The sequence below is a fragment of the Streptomyces sp. NPDC024632 genome, from assembly GCF_055559175.1.
On record NZ_JBVHLD010000003.1, the window covers coordinates 367,312 to 385,751 of the forward strand.

Sequence of the window (18,440 nt, forward strand, 5' to 3'; positions counted from 1 at the left end):
TAGACGGTGAAATCCGCATCGACCACTGGCCGGAGTGTCCTTCGCGGGTCTGCGCTCCGGCCAGTGCATTGACCCGCGCGACCCGCGAGAGCTGAGGAACGCCATGAGCAAGCCCAACCGCAAGCGCATCAACCTGGGGACCCTGCGTGCCCAGCGCCTGGAGGCCAGCGGCGCCAAGGAACTGGAGGTCGAACTCGACGACGAGCGGTTCGTCTTTCCCCTCTCCCCCTGGTGGCCGATGAAGGTCGTCAAGAAGATCCGTTCGCTGACGGATGGCGACAAGGACGTCACCAAGATCCTGTCGCTGATCTCCTCCCAGGAGCAGGTGGACCGCCTCCTGGAACTAGGCATGACTCTGGGTGACTTCGAGGACATCATGAAGGCGCTCAACGAGGACGCCGGAGTGACCCCGGGGGAATCGACCAGCTCCTCCGAGTGATCGAGGAGCACCCCTCCGACCTGCGGGCTGACATCGCCCGGTACTTCCCCGGCCGCTCGCTCAACGAGTTTCACCGCAACGAGACCGGCAACGGCTCGATGAGCTGGCTAGAGCTGTGGGAGTTCTTCCTCGCTCTGCCATCGGACTCCATGACCTACTCGGCCATGTCCGGTGACCATTCCCGACGGCGGTGGACCGAGCTGGAGCACATGCTCGCCACAAGCCTGACGATCCAGCACCAGAACGTGCGGATGCTCCTCGCGGTGAACGGCACGAAGCAGAGCGAGCTGCCCCCGCTCCTAGAGTGGAGCAGGCCCGATCTCCGCTCTTTGGAGCAGATCGCTGAAGAAGAGGCCCGAGAGGCCGAACTCGCCCGACGTCAGGCCGCGTTCCGTGCCGCCACCAGGCCGGGAGCGAACGACGCGGAGTACGCCCGGAAGCTCGAACAGGCCCGGGAAGAGCACCTGCGCCTGATGCACCACCCCGACTGAGCCGGCCAACGGCCCGAGACGTCGAGGGGGATGCGATGCCCACCAACGTCGGCTCGGTCGTCGCCTCCGTCGTTCCGGACGTCTCGGGCTTCGCCTCCCAGGCGAACTCCTCGCTCACCCCGTCCGTCGAGCGGCTCGGCCGAGACCTGGGGCAGAAGCTCTCCCGGTCTCTGACCGGAGCGCTCGACTTCTCGGGCATCGACGCCGCCCTACGCCGCTCCCTGGACGCGGCTGAGGGCACCGCCACGCTCAAGGGCCGCACCATCGGCCAGCGGTACGGCCGTGCTCTCCGGGCTGCCGTAGACAGCGAGCTGGGCGGCGTCCAGAACGCTCTGGACGTCCGAATCACCCCGGTCATCAACCGGGACGCCTACCGGGCCGTCCAGGCCGACCTGGACGTCCTCACGCGGCCCCGCACGGTCACCATCAACGCCGACGCGGACACCCGCGTCGCGGCCGACGAGCTGGCCAACCTCGTCCGTGCCCGTACGGCGACGATCAATGCCGACGCGGACACCGCTGCGGCAGCGACACGTCTCGCGGACCTGGCCCGTACGCGCACAGCGACAGTCCGGGCGGACGTCGATTCCTCGGCCATCTCCCGCATCGTCGCGTCTGCCACCTCGGCTGGGGACGCGGTTGGGGGTCTGGCGTCCAAGGCACTGCTCCTGGGCGCCGCCATCCCCGTCGCGGGGTCCTTGGCCAACGTCATCGCGGCCATCGCGCCTGCGGCAGCCCTGGCGATTCCGGCTGTTGCGACCCTCGGCTCGGTCTTCGGCGCCATCAAGCTCGGCACGGCCGGGCTCGGCAACGCCTTTAAGGCCGCCTTCGCCCCGGCGGACGCTACCAAGGCGGTCGGCGCGGCCAACCAGATCTCCGGCGCCGAGGAGGCGGTCCGGAAGGCCGTCGAGCAGGTCGGCGTCGCCCGGGAGAACGCGGCTGCCGCCAACCAGGCGGCTTCGCGCTCCGTCACCTCCGCCGAGCGCGACCTCACCTTGGCCCAGGTCTCGGCCCGGCAGGCGCAGCAAGACCTCAACGACGCCCGGGTTCAGGCGCAGAAGGATCTCCTCGACCTTCAGAACCAGCTCAAGCACTCGGTCCTCGACGAGCGGGCAGCAGTCCTGGCCGTCGCGGATGCCAAGGATGCGCTGGACAAGGTTCTCGCCAACCCGAACGCAACCGAGCGGCAGCGCCAGGAAGCGCAACTCGCGTACGACCAGGCCGCGCAGAACCTGGCCGACCAGAAGCAGAAGACCAAGGACTTTCAGGCCCAGGAGGCCGCCGCCCAGAAGGCGGGGGTCGAGGGGTCCAAGGGCGTCATCGCGGCCAAGAAGGCCCAGGCCCAGGCGACTCAGGACATCCGGGACAAGGAGCGGGCGCTCTCCGACGCCCGCACTGCTGCGGCGAAGACGGCGCGGGACGGCGCCCGGTCGATCGCGGATGCCCAGCGTGCCGTTGCCGACGCTCAGCAGCGTGTTGTCGATGCCCAGGCGTCGGCCGTCTCGCAGACCTCGGCGCTCGACACATCGCTGAGCAAGCTCAGCCCGAACGCCCGCGGCTTCGTCGCGTCGGTCAAGGGCCTCAAGCCCGCCTGGGACTCCATGCAACTCGGGGTACAGGACCGTCTGTTCGCTGGGATCGGCGGTCGGCTCACGACGGTGGGTCGTCGGGTCCTCCCGATTCTGCGCAGCGGACTCACCGGCGCTGCCGGGATCCTGAACACCGTCGCCAAGAACGCGCTGTCGGCGGTGGACAACCTCGCCAAGACGGGGACGCTCCGGAAGGTCTTCGACGGGGCGACGTCGTCCCTCAAGCCGCTCGCGCGGATCCCCGGCCAGATCGTCACGGGATTCGGCGAGGTCGCCGTTGCCGCGCAGCCCGCCTTCCAGCGGGTCACCACGGCGGCGGGCGGCGTCATCGACCGCCTTGCGGTCAAGCTCTCCGGCGCCTTCAAGTCCGGCTCCCTGGAGAAGGCGATCAGCACGGCCGTCGATCTGATCGGCGAGCTGGGCGACGTCGGCAAGAACGTCTTCTCCATCCTCGGCTCGGTCCTCTCGGCCGGGGCCGACACCGGAGGGGGCACGCTCGGCGTCCTCAAGACGGTCACGTCGGAGATCGCCGACATCGTTTCGAGCCCGCAGGTCCAAGGCGGGCTGAAGGCGTTCTTCACGGTTGTCGGCACGCTGGCCTCGACCGTTGCACCGCTGCTCGGCAAGGCGCTTCTTGCTGTCGGCGTCGTCATCGGCCAACTCGGTCCGCCCGTAGTGGAGTTGATCGGGTACCTCGGCTCCGGGCTGAACGACGCCTTCGTCATGCTCCGGCCCCTGATGGGGCCGGTGGCCGACGCGGGCCGCCGGATCTGGCAGTCCCTCAAGCCGCTGGCGCCGCTCCTGCTCGACATCGGCTCGTACATCCTGAACGACCTGGTCGGCGGGCTGAGCGCGGTGACACCGGTCGCGGCCGATCTGGTCAGCAGTGCGCTGGTGCCGGTCACCGTCTTCCTCGGGTTCGTCGATCGCCACAAGGTGGTCTTCGGCTCCGTCACTGCCGGGGTCCTCGCAATCGTCGCGGCGATGAAGCTGTGGGCGCTGGGCCAGGCGGCCGTTGTCCTGGCCACGACGGCCTGGACGGCGGCGCAGGCCGCTCTCACAACGGTCATGAGCACCAACCCGATCATCCTGGTGGTGCTGGCGGTCGCTGCTCTGGCCGCCGGGATCATCTACGCGTACAAGCACAGCGAGACCTTCCGGACCATCGTGCAGGGCGCGTTCAAGGCCGTGAAGGACGCGGCCCTCGCGGTCATCGGCTGGTTCACCGGCAGCTTCGTACCGTTCTTCACCAAGACCATTCCGGGCGCCTTCACCTCCACGCTGAACTGGGTCAAGGGCCACTGGCCGTTGATCCTCGGCGTCATCACCGGCCCGATCGGCCTGGCCACGGTGTACGTGGTCAAGCACTGGCAGCAGATCCGGGACGGCATCGCCAGCGCCTGGAACGCCACCTACAGCCACACGCTCGGGCCGATGAAGACGTTCTTCACCAGCACGGCGCCGGGCTGGGTGTCCAGCTTCAAGGACAAGGTGGTCGGCTTCTTCGAGTCGGCGGTGTCCGGCGTGGACACGGCCTGGGGGAAGCTCCAGGGCGTCGCCAGAAAGCCGGTGAAGTTCCTCATCGAGACCGTCTTCAACGACGGTCTGCGGGCCGTCTGGAACAACACGGCGGCCCGGCTCCCCGGCATCGGCAAGATCGGCGCGATGAAGCTCCCCAAGGGCTTCGCGTCCGGCGGCATCCTCCCGGGCTACACCCCGGGCCGGGACGTCCACCGGTTCATATCGCCGACCGGCGGCATGCTCGACCTCTCCGGCGGCGAGGCCATCATGCGGCCGGAGGTCACCCGGGCCGTCGGCCGAGGGGGTATCAACGCCCTCAACGCCGCAGCCCGCCAGGGAGGTGTGGCCGGGGTCCAGGCCCTCCTGGGCAACGGGCTTCCACGGCGCGCCTTCTGGGGCGGAGGCATCTGGGACAGCATCACCGACAACCCGGTGAGCAACACTGTCAAGGGTGCCGTCGGCGCCGGAGCGGATCTGCTGCACACTGCGGCGGACTGGGCTCGCGGCGGCGTCGCGGCGGCAGCGGAGAAGACGCTCAAGACGGTGCTCCGCGTCAAGTCCCTCACGGTCAACCCGAAGGACACAGTCTGGTCGAAGATCGTCGGGGACATCCCGGTGGTCCTGGCCTCCAAGATCGTGAGCTTCATCCGGGGCAAGGAGGGCAGCGCGGCCGGAAGCTCGGCGGCGCTGAAGGGTTACAAACCCTCGGCGGGCGTCAAGCAGTGGATCCCCACGGTGATCCAGGCGCTTGCCCTGGTGAATCAGCCGTCCTCGCTGCTCAACTCCACGCTGCGCCGCATGCAGCAGGAGTCCGGCGGCAACCCCACGATCGTCAACCGGACGGACAGCAACTGGCAGGCGGGACACCCGTCCGTCGGCCTGATGCAGGTCATCGCCGGGACGTTCCGGGCCTACGCCGGGGCGTACAAGAACCGAGGCCCGTTCTCCTACGGCGTCTCGGTTGATCCCCTGGCGAACCTCTACGCCTCCATGCGGTACGCGCTTTCGGCCTACGGCTCCCTGTCGAAGGCGTACGACCGCCCCGGCGGCTACGCGAGCGGCGGATACCCGCAGGCCGGGGAGACCGCCTGGGTCGGCGAGGAGGGGCCGGAACTGGTCCGCTTCAAGCGGCCAGCTCAAGTCCACTCGACAGCGGAGTCGATGCGTATCGCCCGCCAGATGAGCGCCCAGGCCGCCCCGGCCGCCCGCGAGGAGCGAGTGCGGGACGTCCACCTGCACACGAGCACGACGGAGAAGCCGACCAAGCAGGCGGTCCGGGACGCGCTGCGCGACTACGCCGCGCTGTACGGCCCGCAAATCGCCTTCTGACCGGACCCAGAGGAGGCGCACGTGCCGATCTTCGTACGCCCCTCCGGGACTCCGCCGGGCGGCATCAACCCTCCCCCGGCCTTCCCGCTGGAGGTGCCGGACATCTCCTGGACCGACGCCCAGGGGCGTACCACGCTTCTGTCGGACTGGGAGACCGGCTGGATTCTCCAGCCGGGCATCCGCGGCCTCGACATGCCGGTGCCCGACCTCTACCGGGACGCTTCTCCCGGCATCGACGGTGACGCCGTCCGGGGGCTGCGGATGCAGCCGCGCGAGATCTTCCTCCCGGTGACGTTCTTCGACGTCTCCCGGTCCACGTTCATGGACCGCAAGCGCACCTTCATGGCGACGCTGAATCCGTACCTCGGCCCCGGCACCCTGACCGTCACCGAGGCCGACGGCAGCTTCCGCACGATCAGCTCGGTGTACGTCTCCGGCGCCGAGGGCGACACGGGCCAGGACGTCTCGGGGATGCGGTGGCAGACCGTCGGCCTGACGTTCTCGTGCCCCAGCCCGTACTGGCTCGGGGACTCGCAGCACATGGAGTTCAACGCCCCGGCGACCGGGAAGTTCTTCCCGGTCCTCCCGCTGGTGGTCCGCGACTCCCAGGTCTTCGGCGACACCACAATCACCAACGCGGGCGACGCTGCCGCATCCCCGGTATGGACGATCCATGGGCCAGCCACGTCGGTGGCCATCAGCAACACCACGACCGGGCTGAGCTTCTCGCTGACGGCCTCGCTCGGCTCCAGTGACGTCCTGGTCATCGACACCCGGGATCGGGTGCAGAAGGCCGTGCTGAACGGCTTCACGAACTGGTGGCCCAACCTCTCCGCCAACTCTGCGCTGTGGAGCCTGGCGCCCGGCCTCAACGACGTCTCGCTGTCGATGGTCGGCACCGACACCCCTTCGTACGTACACCTGGACTACCAGCCGCGTTTCCTGACCGCGTAGGAGGCGACGGTGGACTTCCGTACTCCTCCACTTACAGTGCAGGTTCGGTGCAACAGCACCCTGGACATCCTCAGCGTGATCAGCGAGTTCACCTCGGTGGCGATCACGCCCCGGTTCAACGCCGTCGGCGCGTACGTCCTCAACATCTCGGCCGCTTCGCCTCAGGCCGACTTCTTGATCCCCGGCAACGGCCTGGTGATCCGGCGCGGCTCCACTGTGCTGATGTCCGGGCCGATCCGCGAGCCGAACTGGTCACTCTCGGACACCGACGGCGGCGCCGGGGTCCTGACGGTCAACGGCGTGGACGACATGACGCTGCTGGCCGGAACGACTTGCTGGCCGAATCCCACGGCGGTTCCCGGCTCCCAGACCGATCCGGTGTACAAGATCTCCGCCGTGGCGGCCGAGACGGCCATGCGGACCCTGGTCAACCTCAACATCGGCCCGGGTGCCCAGACGTCCCGGAAGATCACGAACCTCACGCTGGCCGCCGACGGCACCCACGGGTCGAGCATCACCAAGCAGCTCAACCAGTTCGACAACCTGCTGGCCGTGCTCCAGGACATCGCCAAGACGGCCGGACTCGGCTTCCGTATCGTCCAGGTGAGCGGCTCGCTCCAGTTCCAGGTGTATGAGCCGGCCGACCGCTCGGGCACCGCCAAGTTCTCCATAGCGCTGGGCAACCTCCTCGGCGCTTCGTACTCCGTGACCGCGCCGACCTGCACCAAGGCCGTTGTCGTGGCCGGAGGGACCGACAGCGCCCGGGTCGTGAAGGTCTACACGCGGCCGGACTCGACCTTCCCCGGCCCGCTGATCGAGCAGTTCGTGGACCAGACGTCCGTGGACAGCACGGCAGCCGACCGGGACGCGCAGATGGACCAGGCCGCTGACGAGGCGCTCACCTCCGGAGCAGCGCAGGCCAACTTGACGATGACCCCGATCGACACCCCGCTGCTCCAGTTCGGAGTGGACTACACGGTCGGCGACATCGTCTCGTGCCAGGTCCGGGACGACTTCTTCTCCGACGTCGTCCGCGAGGTCGGCATCACCTACGACTCCCAGGGCGGCTACGTCGCTCAGGCCGTCATCGGCTCCTCGGACTCCACGAACAACCAGGACTTCGTGGCTCGGCAGTTCTCGTACATCACCCGCATTTTCAACCGGCTCCGGCGTTTGGAAACGCGCAAGCCTTCGTGATCTGGAGGTCTTCATGACGCAGTCGTCGTTCCCGTTCGGCTCGTCGAGCATCACCACCGAAGACCAGTGGTCCTCGATGTTCCGTATGGCCCAGGTGGACGGAGTCCTCGCCAGCGACCCGACGGGTACTAACCTGCGGGTCGGCGGCTCCAACGCCTCCACGGTCGCCGTGGCCGCTGGAGAGGCGTGGGTGCAGGGCACGTACTACTCGAACAGCGCGAGCCTGAACGTGTCGGTGCCCAGCAACTCCGGCGGCGGCTCGGCACGCAAGGACCTGGTCGTCCTGCGGCGCGACCCGTCGGCGGATGTGACTTCGGTCCAATACAAGACCGGCGGCGCGGGGTTCCCATCCGTGACCCAGACCCTCAACGGCACTTGGGAGATCCCGCTCGCGCAGGTCACGGTGGCTCCTGGAGCGTCTGTCGTGGCCCCGTCCGGGGTGGTGGACCAGCGCTGGTTCCTGGGGCGTCCTGTGACCCTCAGCAACTCCGGCGCCCGGCCGCCCGCGGCCAAGGGACAACTCATCGTCGAGGGCAAGAGCGTGTTCCTCGGCAACGGCGTGAGCTTCGAACTTCTCGCCACGGCCGGGGCCGACACAGGTTGGAAGACCGTTGGCCTGAATGGCATCGTCAGCGGGGGAGCTGGAGGCGCGGCCCCGAGTTACCGGGTGAAGGACGGCATGGTCTACATGCGGGGCATCGTGAACCACCGGTTTGTTGACTTCCCAGGCGGAGTCTTCACCATCGTCGCCACCCTCCCGGCCGAGGCGCGTCCTTCCTCTACCCGTTACCACCTTGTTCCCACGGAATGGGGGGCGTCGCAGTCCGCTCGTCTGGAGGTAGCCCCCGACGGCACCGCCAAGGTGGGCATTCTCGCGGGCAGTTCGCCTTCTTTCATTTCTCTCGACGGCGTCAGCTACTCGCTCTGACCTACCTTTCGACCCCGGCAGCGTCCGGGGTCTCTTCATGCGCGGCTTCGCCGCAGAACGGGAGACCCGCGTGGCCCGCCACCTCTTCGGCCTCGGCACCAGCGACTTCGCCATGCAGCCCGTCGGTACTGCCCTTGAGCTGGTACCCGGCGCCGTGGGGACTGTCTGGGACTCGCTGACCGGTGGTACCCAAGTTGCCGACCTCACCGATCTGAACAACTCCCCCATCACGACGCTGGAGGCCGACGACAACGCACAGGTGGGCTTCTACGGCCCTGACGATGTCACCTCCCTATATGTGGACTTCGGCTTCGGCCTGCGGCTCCTGATGACGGCCACGGACATCGGCGATGAGGTTGAGGCCCTCCAGCACAGCAAGGTGGACCACGCCGAATTGCCGTACCTCAGTGTCAAGATGTACGGAGCCGTCGGCGACGGGGCCACCGACGACACCGCGGCGATCCGTGCAGCCATCGCCGCCTGCCCGCGCGGTGGCACGGTCTTTTTCCCGCCCGGCCTGTTCCGGATTTCCGGCCAGCTCGTCCTGCCGCCCCGTACTACCCTGCGCGGCGTCTACGCTCCGCACTGGCCGCAGTACGCCCGCGACACCCCGCAGCTCCCCTCGGGCATCAAGGCGATGTCGGGGTTCGGGGACGCCGCAATGATCCGCATTCTCGACAAGGCCCAGGGCGGATACGCAGAAAATTACATGTCAGCCGCCCGGATCACCGACCTCACCATCGACGGCGGCAACTTCGGGGTCGGCGTTGACGGCATCTACGCCACCGGCGAGGTCGTAGACGTCCGGCTGAGCAACGTCTGCGTCAACAACGTCACCGGCCACGGCATCCGCACCGACAGCGCCTCCGCCAAGCACGCCAAGGGCTGGCAGCTCAACAACGTCTCCGCACACAGTTGCGGCGGCTCCGGCTACCACCATGCCAATTCCGGCGGCGCCGATTTCGCCATCACCGACATGACCTACACGGGCTGCTGGGCCGGGGCCAACGTCAGCGACGGATGGCACGTCGAGTCCGGCATCAGCATCGACTGGCTCGCCTGCCGGTCGGAATTCAACGCCGGATACGGCTACTACGCCGCAGGATCGTCGCGTCTGAGGTGGCTGGACTGCGACACGGACCGCTCCAAGAAGAGCGGCTGGCGGCTGGAGTGCACCGGCAACGGTCAGCGCTCGATCATCCTCGCCGGGTGCGTGGCCAATCGGGACGGCGCCAATGACGACGTCACGGCGGCCGGATATGCCGGTATCGACATCGTGGGCACCAGCGGAACCGCCCACAACCCGGTGACACTCACCGGGTGCGTGATCAACGTGAACCACAACGACCAGGGAACTGGGATCTACTGCCCGGACTACGGGCTGAAGATGACCTATGCCCCGCAGGTGTCTGTGACGGGATCTCTACTCAATGGCACAGTGGCGGCGATCCTGGACTCCCAGAAGCAGGTCGTGTTCGACAGCACCACCCGTCAGAACGTCACCGACCCGGCGACAGGCACGTCCACGTTGGAACAGGCCAATATCCTCCGGATCAACGGTCTTACGGGGACCAACCGCGACATCGAGTTCTGGACCTCGACCAGCGGTAAGCGCTGGGCTGTGCGCGCATCATCGTCAGCAGAGTCGGGGGCGAACGCGGGCACGAACTTCAACATCGCCAGGTATGACGACAGCGGTACGGTGATCGACGTCCCCGTGACGATCACCCGGTCATCGGGTGATGTGACTTTTACCGGGGACCTCGTCGCCAACACCGCCGGAAAGGGGCTGAAGATCAAGGAGGGCACCAACGCCCGGATGGGCACGGCCACTCTGGTCGCCGGAACCGTGACGGTGTCCACCACAGCAGTGATGAGCAGCTCCAGGATCTTCCTGACCGTCCAGTCCGGGGGCGGAACGGTGGGGTTCCTGCGAGTGTCCGCAAGGGCTAGCGGGACTTCGTTCACCATCACCTCGTCCAGCAGCACCGACACGTCCACCGTCGCCTGGATGATCGTGGAACCTGCCTGACAGCCCCGAGCCGGCCCCAGGATTCCTTGGAGTAACTGGTCGCGCTGGTAGTACATGGGGCGCTAGCGTCCATCCATGGACGAATCGCTCTCCTACGAGAGCCTGTTTGCCGGGGCGAAGAAATTCGCCAAGCTCGCGCTCCAAGCACACCGTGACCAGGACGAAGAGCTGTTCGTGCTGCTGGCAGGCGTCAGCGCTGAGCGCCTCCTGAAGGCCACCCTGGCCAACGTCAACCCTGTGCTCCTGATGGAGATGGGTGCGTTCAAAGACGACAGGGCACTGCTTCACTTCGCGGGGCTCCGGCCTTCTGGAGAGAAGGTACGGACCGTCAGCTCGTCGGCAGCGCTCGGAAGGATACGGGCGGCCGGATGGCTGCCGAAAGATCCTGAACTGGACGAGTTGATTGAGTTGCGTAACGGCGTGGCTCATCTCGGTCCGGCCGCTTCGGACAGCGCCGACGTCTTGGCCACGTTCGGTCGGACGACCAACAGGCTGCTGACGCATCTCGGGTTGGACATCGCCGAGTACTGGGGCGAGTGGCACTCTGTCATCCACATCTCACTCAACGACCAACTCGAAAAGGTCGAGCGGGACGTAAAACGGCGCATCGAACAGGCACGTCATCGATACGCGGAGCGCATCAAGGGTCTGCCAGAGAGCGCCGTGCAGCTCCTCAAAGATCAGGCCGCACTGAAGGGACTCATCGGGTATCCCACAGAAGAGAGTGGTCCCATCCTGTTTGGCCGCGCCACTTGTGCCGCATGCCAGAACCCTCACGCCGTGGTGCTACTGGCCACACGCCAATTGGGCGCTGGTGACCGAGGCGGACGCCGCGCAGCCTATGCAGGGTACGGATGCAGCCTGTGCTCGCTTCCGCTGGCAACCATCGAACAGCTCGATGCTTCCGGCGTCGACATCATGGACGACGTTCAGCTCCCTGACGTTCCACTATTGCGGGTGGAGGCCCAAATCAACGAGTGGCTGGGGACTCTAGGAGAACGAGCTGAGCAGGCCACGACCCCGCCTGCCTCTTGACCAACCCGCCCCAAGCCCCGGCCGACCAGCCGGGGCTTCTTCATGCTCGCGTACCGCCAGACGCGCCCCTGATCGCACGACCACCAAGGGGGCCTGTTGATCTACACCCTCACGACCATCCTGGCGGCAGCCAGTGACGAGCCCTCGAACGACATCGTGAACAAGCTCATCACCTGGGGGCCCGGCGGGATCGTCGTGCTGCTCTTCCTGCTCGGACTGATCGTCCCGAAGACGACGGTGGACATGTGGCGCGAGCAGCTCGCCAAGGAGCAGGAAGCGCACCGCAAGACCCGCGAGGCCCTCGACCGGGCCGTCCAGCAGGGCGACGCGGCCCGCGAGCAGGCGAACACCCTCCTCACGCTGCTGCACGAACTCGGACACGGAGGAAACCGACCAGGAGTGACCTATGCGCCTTCCCAAGATCCTGCGCCGCTCGGCTCTGGAGGAGGCCCGCAAGGCCACTGACGCCTCCCTCCGGCAGGCAGACCGCGATCTGGCGAAGGCGAAGGCCGACCTCCGGGAGTCCCGGCAGCTCGAAGTCCGTATCCGCGAGCACAACACCGCCAACCACTTCGACACCTGGCTGGAGTCGATCATCTACCAGCGGCGGGAGGCCAGATGACCTCCTTCTTCCTCTACACCCTGTACGGCCTGGGCCTCGGACTCTCCGGGGCCTTTCTGCTGCTCCACCGCCCTCGGGAGTGGATGCGGCCCGTGTCGCTGCTCGTCTCGGGCTGCGCCGTCCTGCCCGGCCTCTCCATGGCCCGCGCGCTGATCCTCACGATCATGCGGGGCGGCCCGCAGCCCTCCCACGGGCTCCTCGACACCGCGATCTCCCTGGGTCTCCTGGCGGCCGTCGTCGCCTGGCAGGCCCTCCTCCTGGTCGTCTTCCTGCGCTTCCGGCGCTGGGCGCCCACTGCGCCCCTGGAAGTCGTCCTTCCCCCGCCAGAGCACTGAACCACTTGGAGGTATCCATGGCCGAGATCTGGATGCCCGGTGCCGAGAGACACGACATCGGCGACCACGCCCCGACCGACGGCGGCCCCGCCAAGGCAATCGCGCACATCACGTTCGACCGGAACGCGACCCAGGCCAAGCCGATCGACCTGGTCCCGTACGAGAACCTCCGCTCGTACTTCACCGGAGGTGGCAAGGGCGTCGCGCCCCACGTCCTCTGGGACCCGTTCACCGGCCGCATCTCGCAGTTCCTCCCGGCGAACTCCCGGTCCTTCTCCGTGGAAGACCACCCCGGCGGCACCCGCACCAACCGGGCGGGCTCGGTCGTGCTCCAGATCGAGGCGCTGTTCTTCCCCTGGTGCCGGTACGACGGCAAGGCGTACGAGCACCTGACCGACACCCCGCTCAAGGGCTGGGACACCCTGCACACCTGGATCAAGTCCTGGGGCGTGCCGGACGTCTGGCCCATGGGGCGGCCGACCTCGTTCACCTCGAACCGGTCGGAGTCCACCTGGGAGACCCACGCGGGCTGGTACGCGCACGCCCAGGTCCCGGAGAACTCCCACACCGACCCCGGGACCTGGCCCGCGTTCCCGGCCCCGCCGAAGGGCACCACGGGCTCCAACGTGCCCGCCAAGGCCCTCCAGCCGTTCCCGGGCGCCGCGTTCTTCATGAGCGGCTCCAGGCCCGCCCTGGGCAAGTCCAGCGCCATCTTCACGGCCATGGGCAAGCGGCTGGTCGCCGAGGGCTGCGGCCGGTACAAGGTCGGCCCCAGCCCGAAGCTCGGCCAGACAGACGTGGACTCGTACCAGGCGTTTCAGCGCAAGCTCGGCTACACCGGCTCGGCCGCCACCTGGCCGCCCGGCCCGGCTTCCTGGGCGAAGCTCCAGGTCCCGAAGGTGGTGTGACCGTGGCCGGACTGCTCGCCAAGCTCAAGGTCGAGGCAAAGGTCATCGCCTCCACCACCGCGGCCTTCGTCGCCTCGGTGGCCGTGGGTCTGATCAACCAGGTGCAGGACAAGCACGCGCTGCTCGAATCGCTGCCCAGCGTCCTCCAGTTCGTGATCCTGGCGGTGGCACCGACGGCCGTCACGTTCCTGGCCGGCTACGCCGCGAAGCACACCCCTCGATCCCCCGACGGCCCGTAGCGTCGGGTCCTCCTGGTCTCTGGCAGGACCAACCGCGCCCCCTCATCTCCTCTGGGAGATGAGGGGGCGCTTTCGTCGTTTGGCCTGCTGAGCCGCTGCTGTTTGGCAAGAATCCCGCCATGGATGCGGGCGTAGCAGCAGTAGTAGGTGCGGCAATTGGCGGTGGTCTGGCCACGGCCACCGCGATCGGGACGAGCTGGTTCCAGCTCCGCCTTGCCCGATTGCAGGGCGCTGCATAGGAGACGGAAGCTGCTCGCCAGCGCCGCTTTGAGAGCTTGCGAGAACGACGCGAGCCGCGACAGAGGGCATACGCCGAGTTCCTTGCCGCTGGTCGATCGGTCTTGGAGAAGGTCAATGTCGAGGACTCCGAGTCGTGGGCGCGGGTCCGTACTGCTGTAACGAACCTGCACCGCGCGAGAGCAACCGTCGCCGTCGCCGGTCCTGCCGAGGTCGCACGGGCGGCAGGACGCCTAGCCAATGCATGCGATCTGCTGCTGAGCCCCGGGGAACGGCCATCTCGGCCGCCGAACCTTGGCGATGCTATGCGTCTCGCCATCACTGAGATCGGACGGTTCGAGGTGATCGCGCGCAGCGCGCTGGAGGACGACGGAAGCGGGATCCCCGCCGTTGAAGAGGTCCCTTCAGAGAATCAGTGACCCCATGCTGCTGATGCACGGTTGACCCCGGTGTCCCGATAGGCGACCGTCGTAGAAGTCCGTAGAAACCAGAGGGATCGGGGAGATCCATGACGCTACGGTTCATCGCTAAGGACCCGAACACGAACGGCGACAACTGCCCGACGGTGTGGGTGGACGCCGAGACGAACGACCTGGTCATCCAAGGCTGGCGTGCCGACGACGACACGGAGCGGGAGTGCCTGGAGACCGGTAGCATCCCCGCCACCGAGGCCGTCGTCCGGCTCCCCGCGCGCATGGTGGCCGCCATCAGGGAGGCGTGTGATGTCGCAGACGGTTCCGCCGTTCGCTGACCTGCTGGCGGGGTGCCGCTCGTCGGCCATCCACCTGGAGACCCGGGATGTGTACGGCGTCACCGACGAGGACGAGGACTTCGTGGCGTGGAAGGCGGGCCGCAGGCATACGCCGGAGACCCGTGACCAGTGGTGGAATGCCTTCCACGACGCGGTGGCCCAGGCCGTGGCCGGTGGGGTCTCCGTGCGCCGGGCCAGGATCGTCTCCGAGCCGGTCACCGAGTACATCCGGTACGAGCACTCGTGCACCTTCCAGAACATGCTGGCGGGCGAGGAGGTTCGCTGGCTGCCGCGCCGCCTGGCCTCGGACCTGTTGATCCCGGGCAACGACTTCTGGGTCTTCGACGACGCCTTGATTCGCTTCGGCCTCTTCTCCGGCGACGGCGCCTTCGTGGGACACACCCTGACCGACGACCCTGGGGTCATCAAGAACGTGACCGGCGCCTTCGAGGGCGTCTGGGAGAGGGCCATCCCCCACGAGCGGTTCACGGTCTGACCTGCTGAAGCAACGACATGTCCGAATCACCATCAGCAGCCGTTCAAGCTGCGCGGCGTCAACTCGCCGCCCGCCTCCGCGAGATCCGTAAGAGCGCGGGCCTGACGTCCACCGAGCTTGCACAGCGGCTGGACTGGTACCCCTCGAAGGTCTCGCGCATCGAGCACGCCAGGACCCCGCCGTCGGTACCCGACATCCGGGCCTGGTGCGGGGCCTGTGACGCCGCGCATGAGGCGGACGATCTGGTGGCCTCGGCTCAGTCCGCCGACTCCCTGTACGTCGAGTGGCGACGCGTACAGCGCACCGGGCTCCGGCAGCTCCAGGAGAAGCGGGCCGAGCTGTACGAGCGCACCAGCTTCTTCCGGGTGTACTGCTCGAACGTCATCCCCGGGCTCTTCCAGACGCCCGCCTACGCCACCGCGCTGCTCTCGTCCATCTCGGAGTTCCACCGGGCTCCGAACGACGTGGAGGAGGCCGTGGCGGCCCGCATGGAGCGGTCCAGGGTGCTGTTCACGGGTGGCAGGCGGTTCGCGGTACTGGTCGAGGAATCCGTCCTGCGGTACCGGATCGGCGATCCGCAGACCATGGCCGGCCAACTGGGCTACCTGCTCACCCTGATGTCCGTGCCCTCCATCAGCTTGGGCATCATCCCGTTCACCGCCACCCGGCCGGTCTGGCCCCTGGAGACCTTCAACGTCTTCGACGACGTGCGTGTCCACGTCGAGCTACTGTCGGCCGCGGTGAAGGTGACTGCCCCGAGCGAGGTCGAGCAATACATCAGGGCTCACCGTGAGTTGGGGACCCAAGCGGTCTTCGGGGCTCCCGCGCGGGAGTTGGTCACCGAGGCGATTAACCACCTCGGGTAGCACGCGTAGAAATCCGTAGAAAATCGTTGAGGCCCTGACAGCGTCATCCCTACGGTCAGCAGACACCAACTCGCTCCCACCGAGGTCCTGATGCTTGTGAGCACCGTAGCGCGCCCCAAAGGACATCCCGGGTACACACAGACCTTGCCGTGCTCCGCCGAAAGCGCGGTGGTCGCACGCATGCTCGTACGCACCGCATTGAGCGTCTGGGGAGCCGAACATCTCGCCGACGACGGCGCCCTGATCGTCACCGAACTGGTCGCCAATGCGGCCCAGCACACCAGCGGCCACCTCATCCGCGTCTCGGTCAACCGCCCAGCACCGGACGTCTTCCGCGTCGAGGTCGTGGACAGGTCCCGCAAGCTCCCCGCACGCCGGGAGGCGGACCTCCTGGAAGAGCGAGGGAGAGGGCTGGCGATGATCGACAGGCTCACCGACCGATGGGGAACAGACCTCCTGCCGTTCGGCAAGCGGGTCTGGGGCGTTCTGAAGAACGAGGAGAGGCCATGACCCACGAAGACCTCACACCGTCCGGACCGTGGGTCGGCGATCTGGTCCATGACCCGGTCACGGGACGGAACGCCATCCTCTCCGACGTCCACAGCGACGGAACGTACCTGCTGCGCCCGGTGAACGGCCCTGGCGAATGGCGCGCCCCCACCCCGGCGAAGCTCCGGGTCATCACGAAACGAACCGACCGAACCGACTGGTAGGGGAAGAACCTCCCATGACCGGCACTCCCATACACCCAGCCCCGCCCCACGCCGAGTCCTCGACCGCGTTACCCGACCTCGGGCAGTGCTGGACCATCACGGCAACGACCGGGCACACCGTCACCGGCTACCTGCCCACGTGGGCGGCCAAGGACCCCAGCGAGACCGATGTGCCCATTGAGCTTCTCGCCGCCCGGGTCAGCGACCTCAACCACTACACGGAGTTCGAGGGCCAGACCGTCCGCGTCGAGACCACCGAGGGGACGAGCCAGCAGGCGGCTGACGAGCAACTGCTCTTCGGCAGCATCGGCTGCTACCCGTACGCCGAAGACCCCCAGTCCCGTGTACCCACGGCCAGCATCAACATCACCGCCGCCTGCTGGATCGGCGACCTCGACCCCGACGGGCTCGCCCAGTTCACCGCCAAGCTCCGGGCCCAGGCGGACCGCCTCGACCACGAGGTACTGCCCATGCTGCTCGCCGCCCGCGCCGACTGGGCCACCCACCACAGCCCGGACCCGACGCTCTGACCCCTCTCAGACGGCCCCGGTCTCCGCATCCCCCTGCGGCGGCCGGGGCCTTTGTGGAGCGGATGCCCTACGGCAGTTCCAGGTCCATACGGTGCTGCCGGAGCGGCCAGCACCGGGCGATGGCCTGGAAGTCCTTGTCCACGTGGATCACCGCAAGATCCCGGGCACAAGCGGTGGCGGCCAGCATGAGGTCCACCGGACCGGCTGACCTATGACAGCCCGCGTTCGTGAGGGCTTCCTGAATACCACGTGCCAAGTCGTAGGCATCAACGTCCGGCACTACGATCTCGAAAACCCTTTCTAAACGACGCAGCAGCGCCGGTCTAGCCGTTGCGCGCTGAGCCGAGTGCATAACCTCGAACTCGTTCAATTTAACAAGGCCGACTTGGCCACCCTCAATCACCTGGCGCCACTCGGGGTACTTGTCCGGACCCTGGAAGAAGCGGGCCACAGCAGAGGTGTCAATCAGATATGAGATCAATCTGACGACTCCCCTTCGTTGCCCTGACCGGATGCGCGAAGTTCGACTTCAACATCCTCGATGGAGTCAAACTCATCACCTTCGCCCCAGTGCACCTTCATGGACATAGGCCGAATCTCGAAAGTATGACTTCCGCCAGCGTTCGTGCGGGCAGAAGCCAAGATGCTTGACATCTCTGAGCGCAGATGATGTAGATCCAGAAAAGTCGAACCCAATACCGAACCGGTGCCCGCATCCACGGGAGGCAAGTGCACGAGAAAATCCACAGGGGCATGCGGTCCCTCCCGTGCCATCTCGCGAGTTAGTTCATCTGCTGCTTCATATAGGTGCTCCCATCGCAAGCTACGCAACTCCCTGCGATCGAGACCTTCGCGCCCGGCAGCCATCTGGGTAGCCCAGGTTTTTGCGAGACTATTTGATCTCTTAGTCGACAGCTCAGACTGAGCACGACCTCTCGCGGCAAAAACTGGCCTAAGGGGATCTGAACTATCCTCAGGGGCATCGACAGGAGATTGCGAGTCATCCTGCCCCAGAATACTCAGATCCAACTCACCGGATTCCACCATCCCCGCGATTTCATCGATGGCACGCGCCCGACCCGTCCGTCGAACCACTTCCGCGAGGGCAGCGTGAACCGTTTCTTTAATCGTCGAGGTACCCAGCACTGCCTTGGCGGACTCCAGCAGCTCGTGATCAATGTCGACAGTTGTCTTAGGCATAAGTCTCCGTAAACGTCTCCACGCCAGA

General features: G+C 67.0%; 21 protein-coding genes. 19 read left to right on the forward strand and 2 right to left on the reverse strand.

The features are described 5' to 3' along the window. Positions 1-103: 103 nt before the first annotated feature. The 19 genes from ACZ37P_RS09015 (at position 104) to ACZ37P_RS09105 (ending at position 17,212) form a co-directional block, all read left to right on the forward strand. Positions 104-439: a hypothetical protein gene (locus tag ACZ37P_RS09015; RefSeq protein WP_467345718.1), complete on the forward strand. Its 336-nt coding sequence runs from the start codon at positions 104-106 to the stop codon at positions 437-439. Next, entirely contained in the window at positions 436-930 is a 495-nt protein-coding gene (locus ACZ37P_RS09020) for a hypothetical protein (protein ID WP_467345720.1), read from the forward strand. The genes ACZ37P_RS09015 and ACZ37P_RS09020 overlap by 4 nt, the downstream gene beginning before the upstream one ends. 35 nt (positions 931-965) lie before the next feature. After that, entirely contained in the window at positions 966-5,369 is a 4,404-nt protein-coding gene (locus ACZ37P_RS09025) for a transglycosylase SLT domain-containing protein (RefSeq protein WP_467345722.1), read from the forward strand. 21 nt (positions 5,370-5,390) lie between these two features. Next, positions 5,391-6,323 carry a phage distal tail protein gene (locus tag ACZ37P_RS09030; RefSeq protein WP_467345724.1) on the forward strand — a complete coding sequence of 311 codons (933 nt, stop codon included), beginning with the start codon at positions 5,391-5,393 and terminating at the stop codon, positions 6,321-6,323. Between the two features lie 36 nt (positions 6,324-6,359). Continuing rightward, positions 6,360-7,520: a siphovirus ReqiPepy6 Gp37-like family protein gene (locus ACZ37P_RS09035; RefSeq protein WP_467345725.1), complete on the forward strand. Its 1,161-nt coding sequence runs from the start codon at positions 6,360-6,362 to the stop codon at positions 7,518-7,520. Positions 7,521-7,533: 13 nt separating this feature from the next. After that, on the forward strand, positions 7,534-8,448 hold the full coding sequence (locus ACZ37P_RS09040; RefSeq protein WP_467345726.1) for a hypothetical protein: 915 nt from the start codon (positions 7,534-7,536) through the stop codon (positions 8,446-8,448). Between the two features lie 37 nt (positions 8,449-8,485). Next, the gene (locus ACZ37P_RS09045; protein ID WP_467345727.1) at positions 8,486-10,480 is read left to right on the forward strand and encodes a glycosyl hydrolase family 28-related protein; all 1,995 of its coding nucleotides are present in this window, start codon (positions 8,486-8,488) and stop codon (positions 10,478-10,480) included. 75 nt (positions 10,481-10,555) lie between these two features. After that, positions 10,556-11,515, forward strand: a complete 960-nt coding sequence (locus tag ACZ37P_RS09050; RefSeq protein ID WP_467345728.1) for a hypothetical protein — start codon at positions 10,556-10,558, stop codon at positions 11,513-11,515. 96 nt (positions 11,516-11,611) lie between these two features. Beyond that, positions 11,612-11,980, forward strand: a complete 369-nt coding sequence (locus ACZ37P_RS09055) for a hypothetical protein (RefSeq protein WP_467345729.1) — start codon at positions 11,612-11,614, stop codon at positions 11,978-11,980. Then, on the forward strand, positions 11,922-12,137 hold the full coding sequence (locus tag ACZ37P_RS09060) for a DUF7620 family protein (protein WP_467345731.1): 216 nt from the start codon (positions 11,922-11,924) through the stop codon (positions 12,135-12,137). Before ACZ37P_RS09055 ends, ACZ37P_RS09060 begins: the two co-directional genes overlap by 59 nt. Further along, entirely contained in the window at positions 12,134-12,472 is a 339-nt protein-coding gene (locus ACZ37P_RS09065) for a hypothetical protein (protein WP_467345733.1), read from the forward strand. Before ACZ37P_RS09060 ends, ACZ37P_RS09065 begins: the two co-directional genes overlap by 4 nt. A gap of 17 nt (positions 12,473-12,489) precedes the next feature. Next, positions 12,490-13,380, forward strand: a complete 891-nt coding sequence (locus ACZ37P_RS09070; protein WP_467345734.1) for a peptidoglycan-binding protein — start codon at positions 12,490-12,492, stop codon at positions 13,378-13,380. Continuing rightward, entirely contained in the window at positions 13,377-13,619 is a 243-nt protein-coding gene (locus ACZ37P_RS09075; protein ID WP_467345736.1) for a holin, read from the forward strand. The genes ACZ37P_RS09070 and ACZ37P_RS09075 overlap by 4 nt, the downstream gene beginning before the upstream one ends. 745 nt (positions 13,620-14,364) lie before the next feature. Beyond that, a complete protein-coding gene (locus ACZ37P_RS09080; RefSeq protein ID WP_467345738.1) occupies positions 14,365-14,607 on the forward strand; it encodes a hypothetical protein in 243 nt (80 codons plus the stop codon). Continuing rightward, positions 14,579-15,103 (forward strand): DUF6879 family protein, encoded by a 525-nt coding sequence (locus ACZ37P_RS09085; RefSeq protein WP_467345740.1) that lies wholly within the window; start codon positions 14,579-14,581, stop codon positions 15,101-15,103. Before ACZ37P_RS09080 ends, ACZ37P_RS09085 begins: the two co-directional genes overlap by 29 nt. 17 nt (positions 15,104-15,120) lie before the next feature. Then, positions 15,121-15,969 (forward strand): helix-turn-helix domain-containing protein, encoded by an 849-nt coding sequence (locus ACZ37P_RS09090; protein WP_467345741.1) that lies wholly within the window; start codon positions 15,121-15,123, stop codon positions 15,967-15,969. A 180-nt stretch (positions 15,970-16,149) separates the two neighbouring features. Further along, on the forward strand, positions 16,150-16,479 hold the full coding sequence (locus tag ACZ37P_RS09095) for an ATP-binding protein (RefSeq protein ID WP_467345742.1): 330 nt from the start codon (positions 16,150-16,152) through the stop codon (positions 16,477-16,479). Further along, entirely contained in the window at positions 16,476-16,682 is a 207-nt protein-coding gene (locus ACZ37P_RS09100; protein ID WP_467345744.1) for a hypothetical protein, read from the forward strand. The genes ACZ37P_RS09095 and ACZ37P_RS09100 overlap by 4 nt, the downstream gene beginning before the upstream one ends. 14 nt (positions 16,683-16,696) lie before the next feature. Then, positions 16,697-17,212, forward strand: a complete 516-nt coding sequence (locus ACZ37P_RS09105) for a DUF6907 domain-containing protein (protein ID WP_467345746.1) — start codon at positions 16,697-16,699, stop codon at positions 17,210-17,212. A gap of 67 nt (positions 17,213-17,279) precedes the next feature. On the opposite strand, the gene ACZ37P_RS09110 is transcribed toward ACZ37P_RS09105, so the two are convergent. Together ACZ37P_RS09110 and ACZ37P_RS09115 are read right to left on the reverse strand one after the other, a co-directional pair. Continuing rightward, the gene (locus ACZ37P_RS09110; RefSeq protein ID WP_467345747.1) at positions 17,280-17,693 is read right to left on the reverse strand and encodes a PIN domain-containing protein; all 414 of its coding nucleotides are present in this window, start codon (positions 17,691-17,693) and stop codon (positions 17,280-17,282) included. Beyond that, a complete protein-coding gene (locus ACZ37P_RS09115) occupies positions 17,690-18,412 on the reverse strand; it encodes a type II toxin-antitoxin system VapB family antitoxin (RefSeq protein ID WP_467345748.1) in 723 nt (240 codons plus the stop codon). The genes ACZ37P_RS09110 and ACZ37P_RS09115 overlap by 4 nt, the downstream gene beginning before the upstream one ends. Positions 18,413-18,440 lie beyond the last annotated feature (28 nt).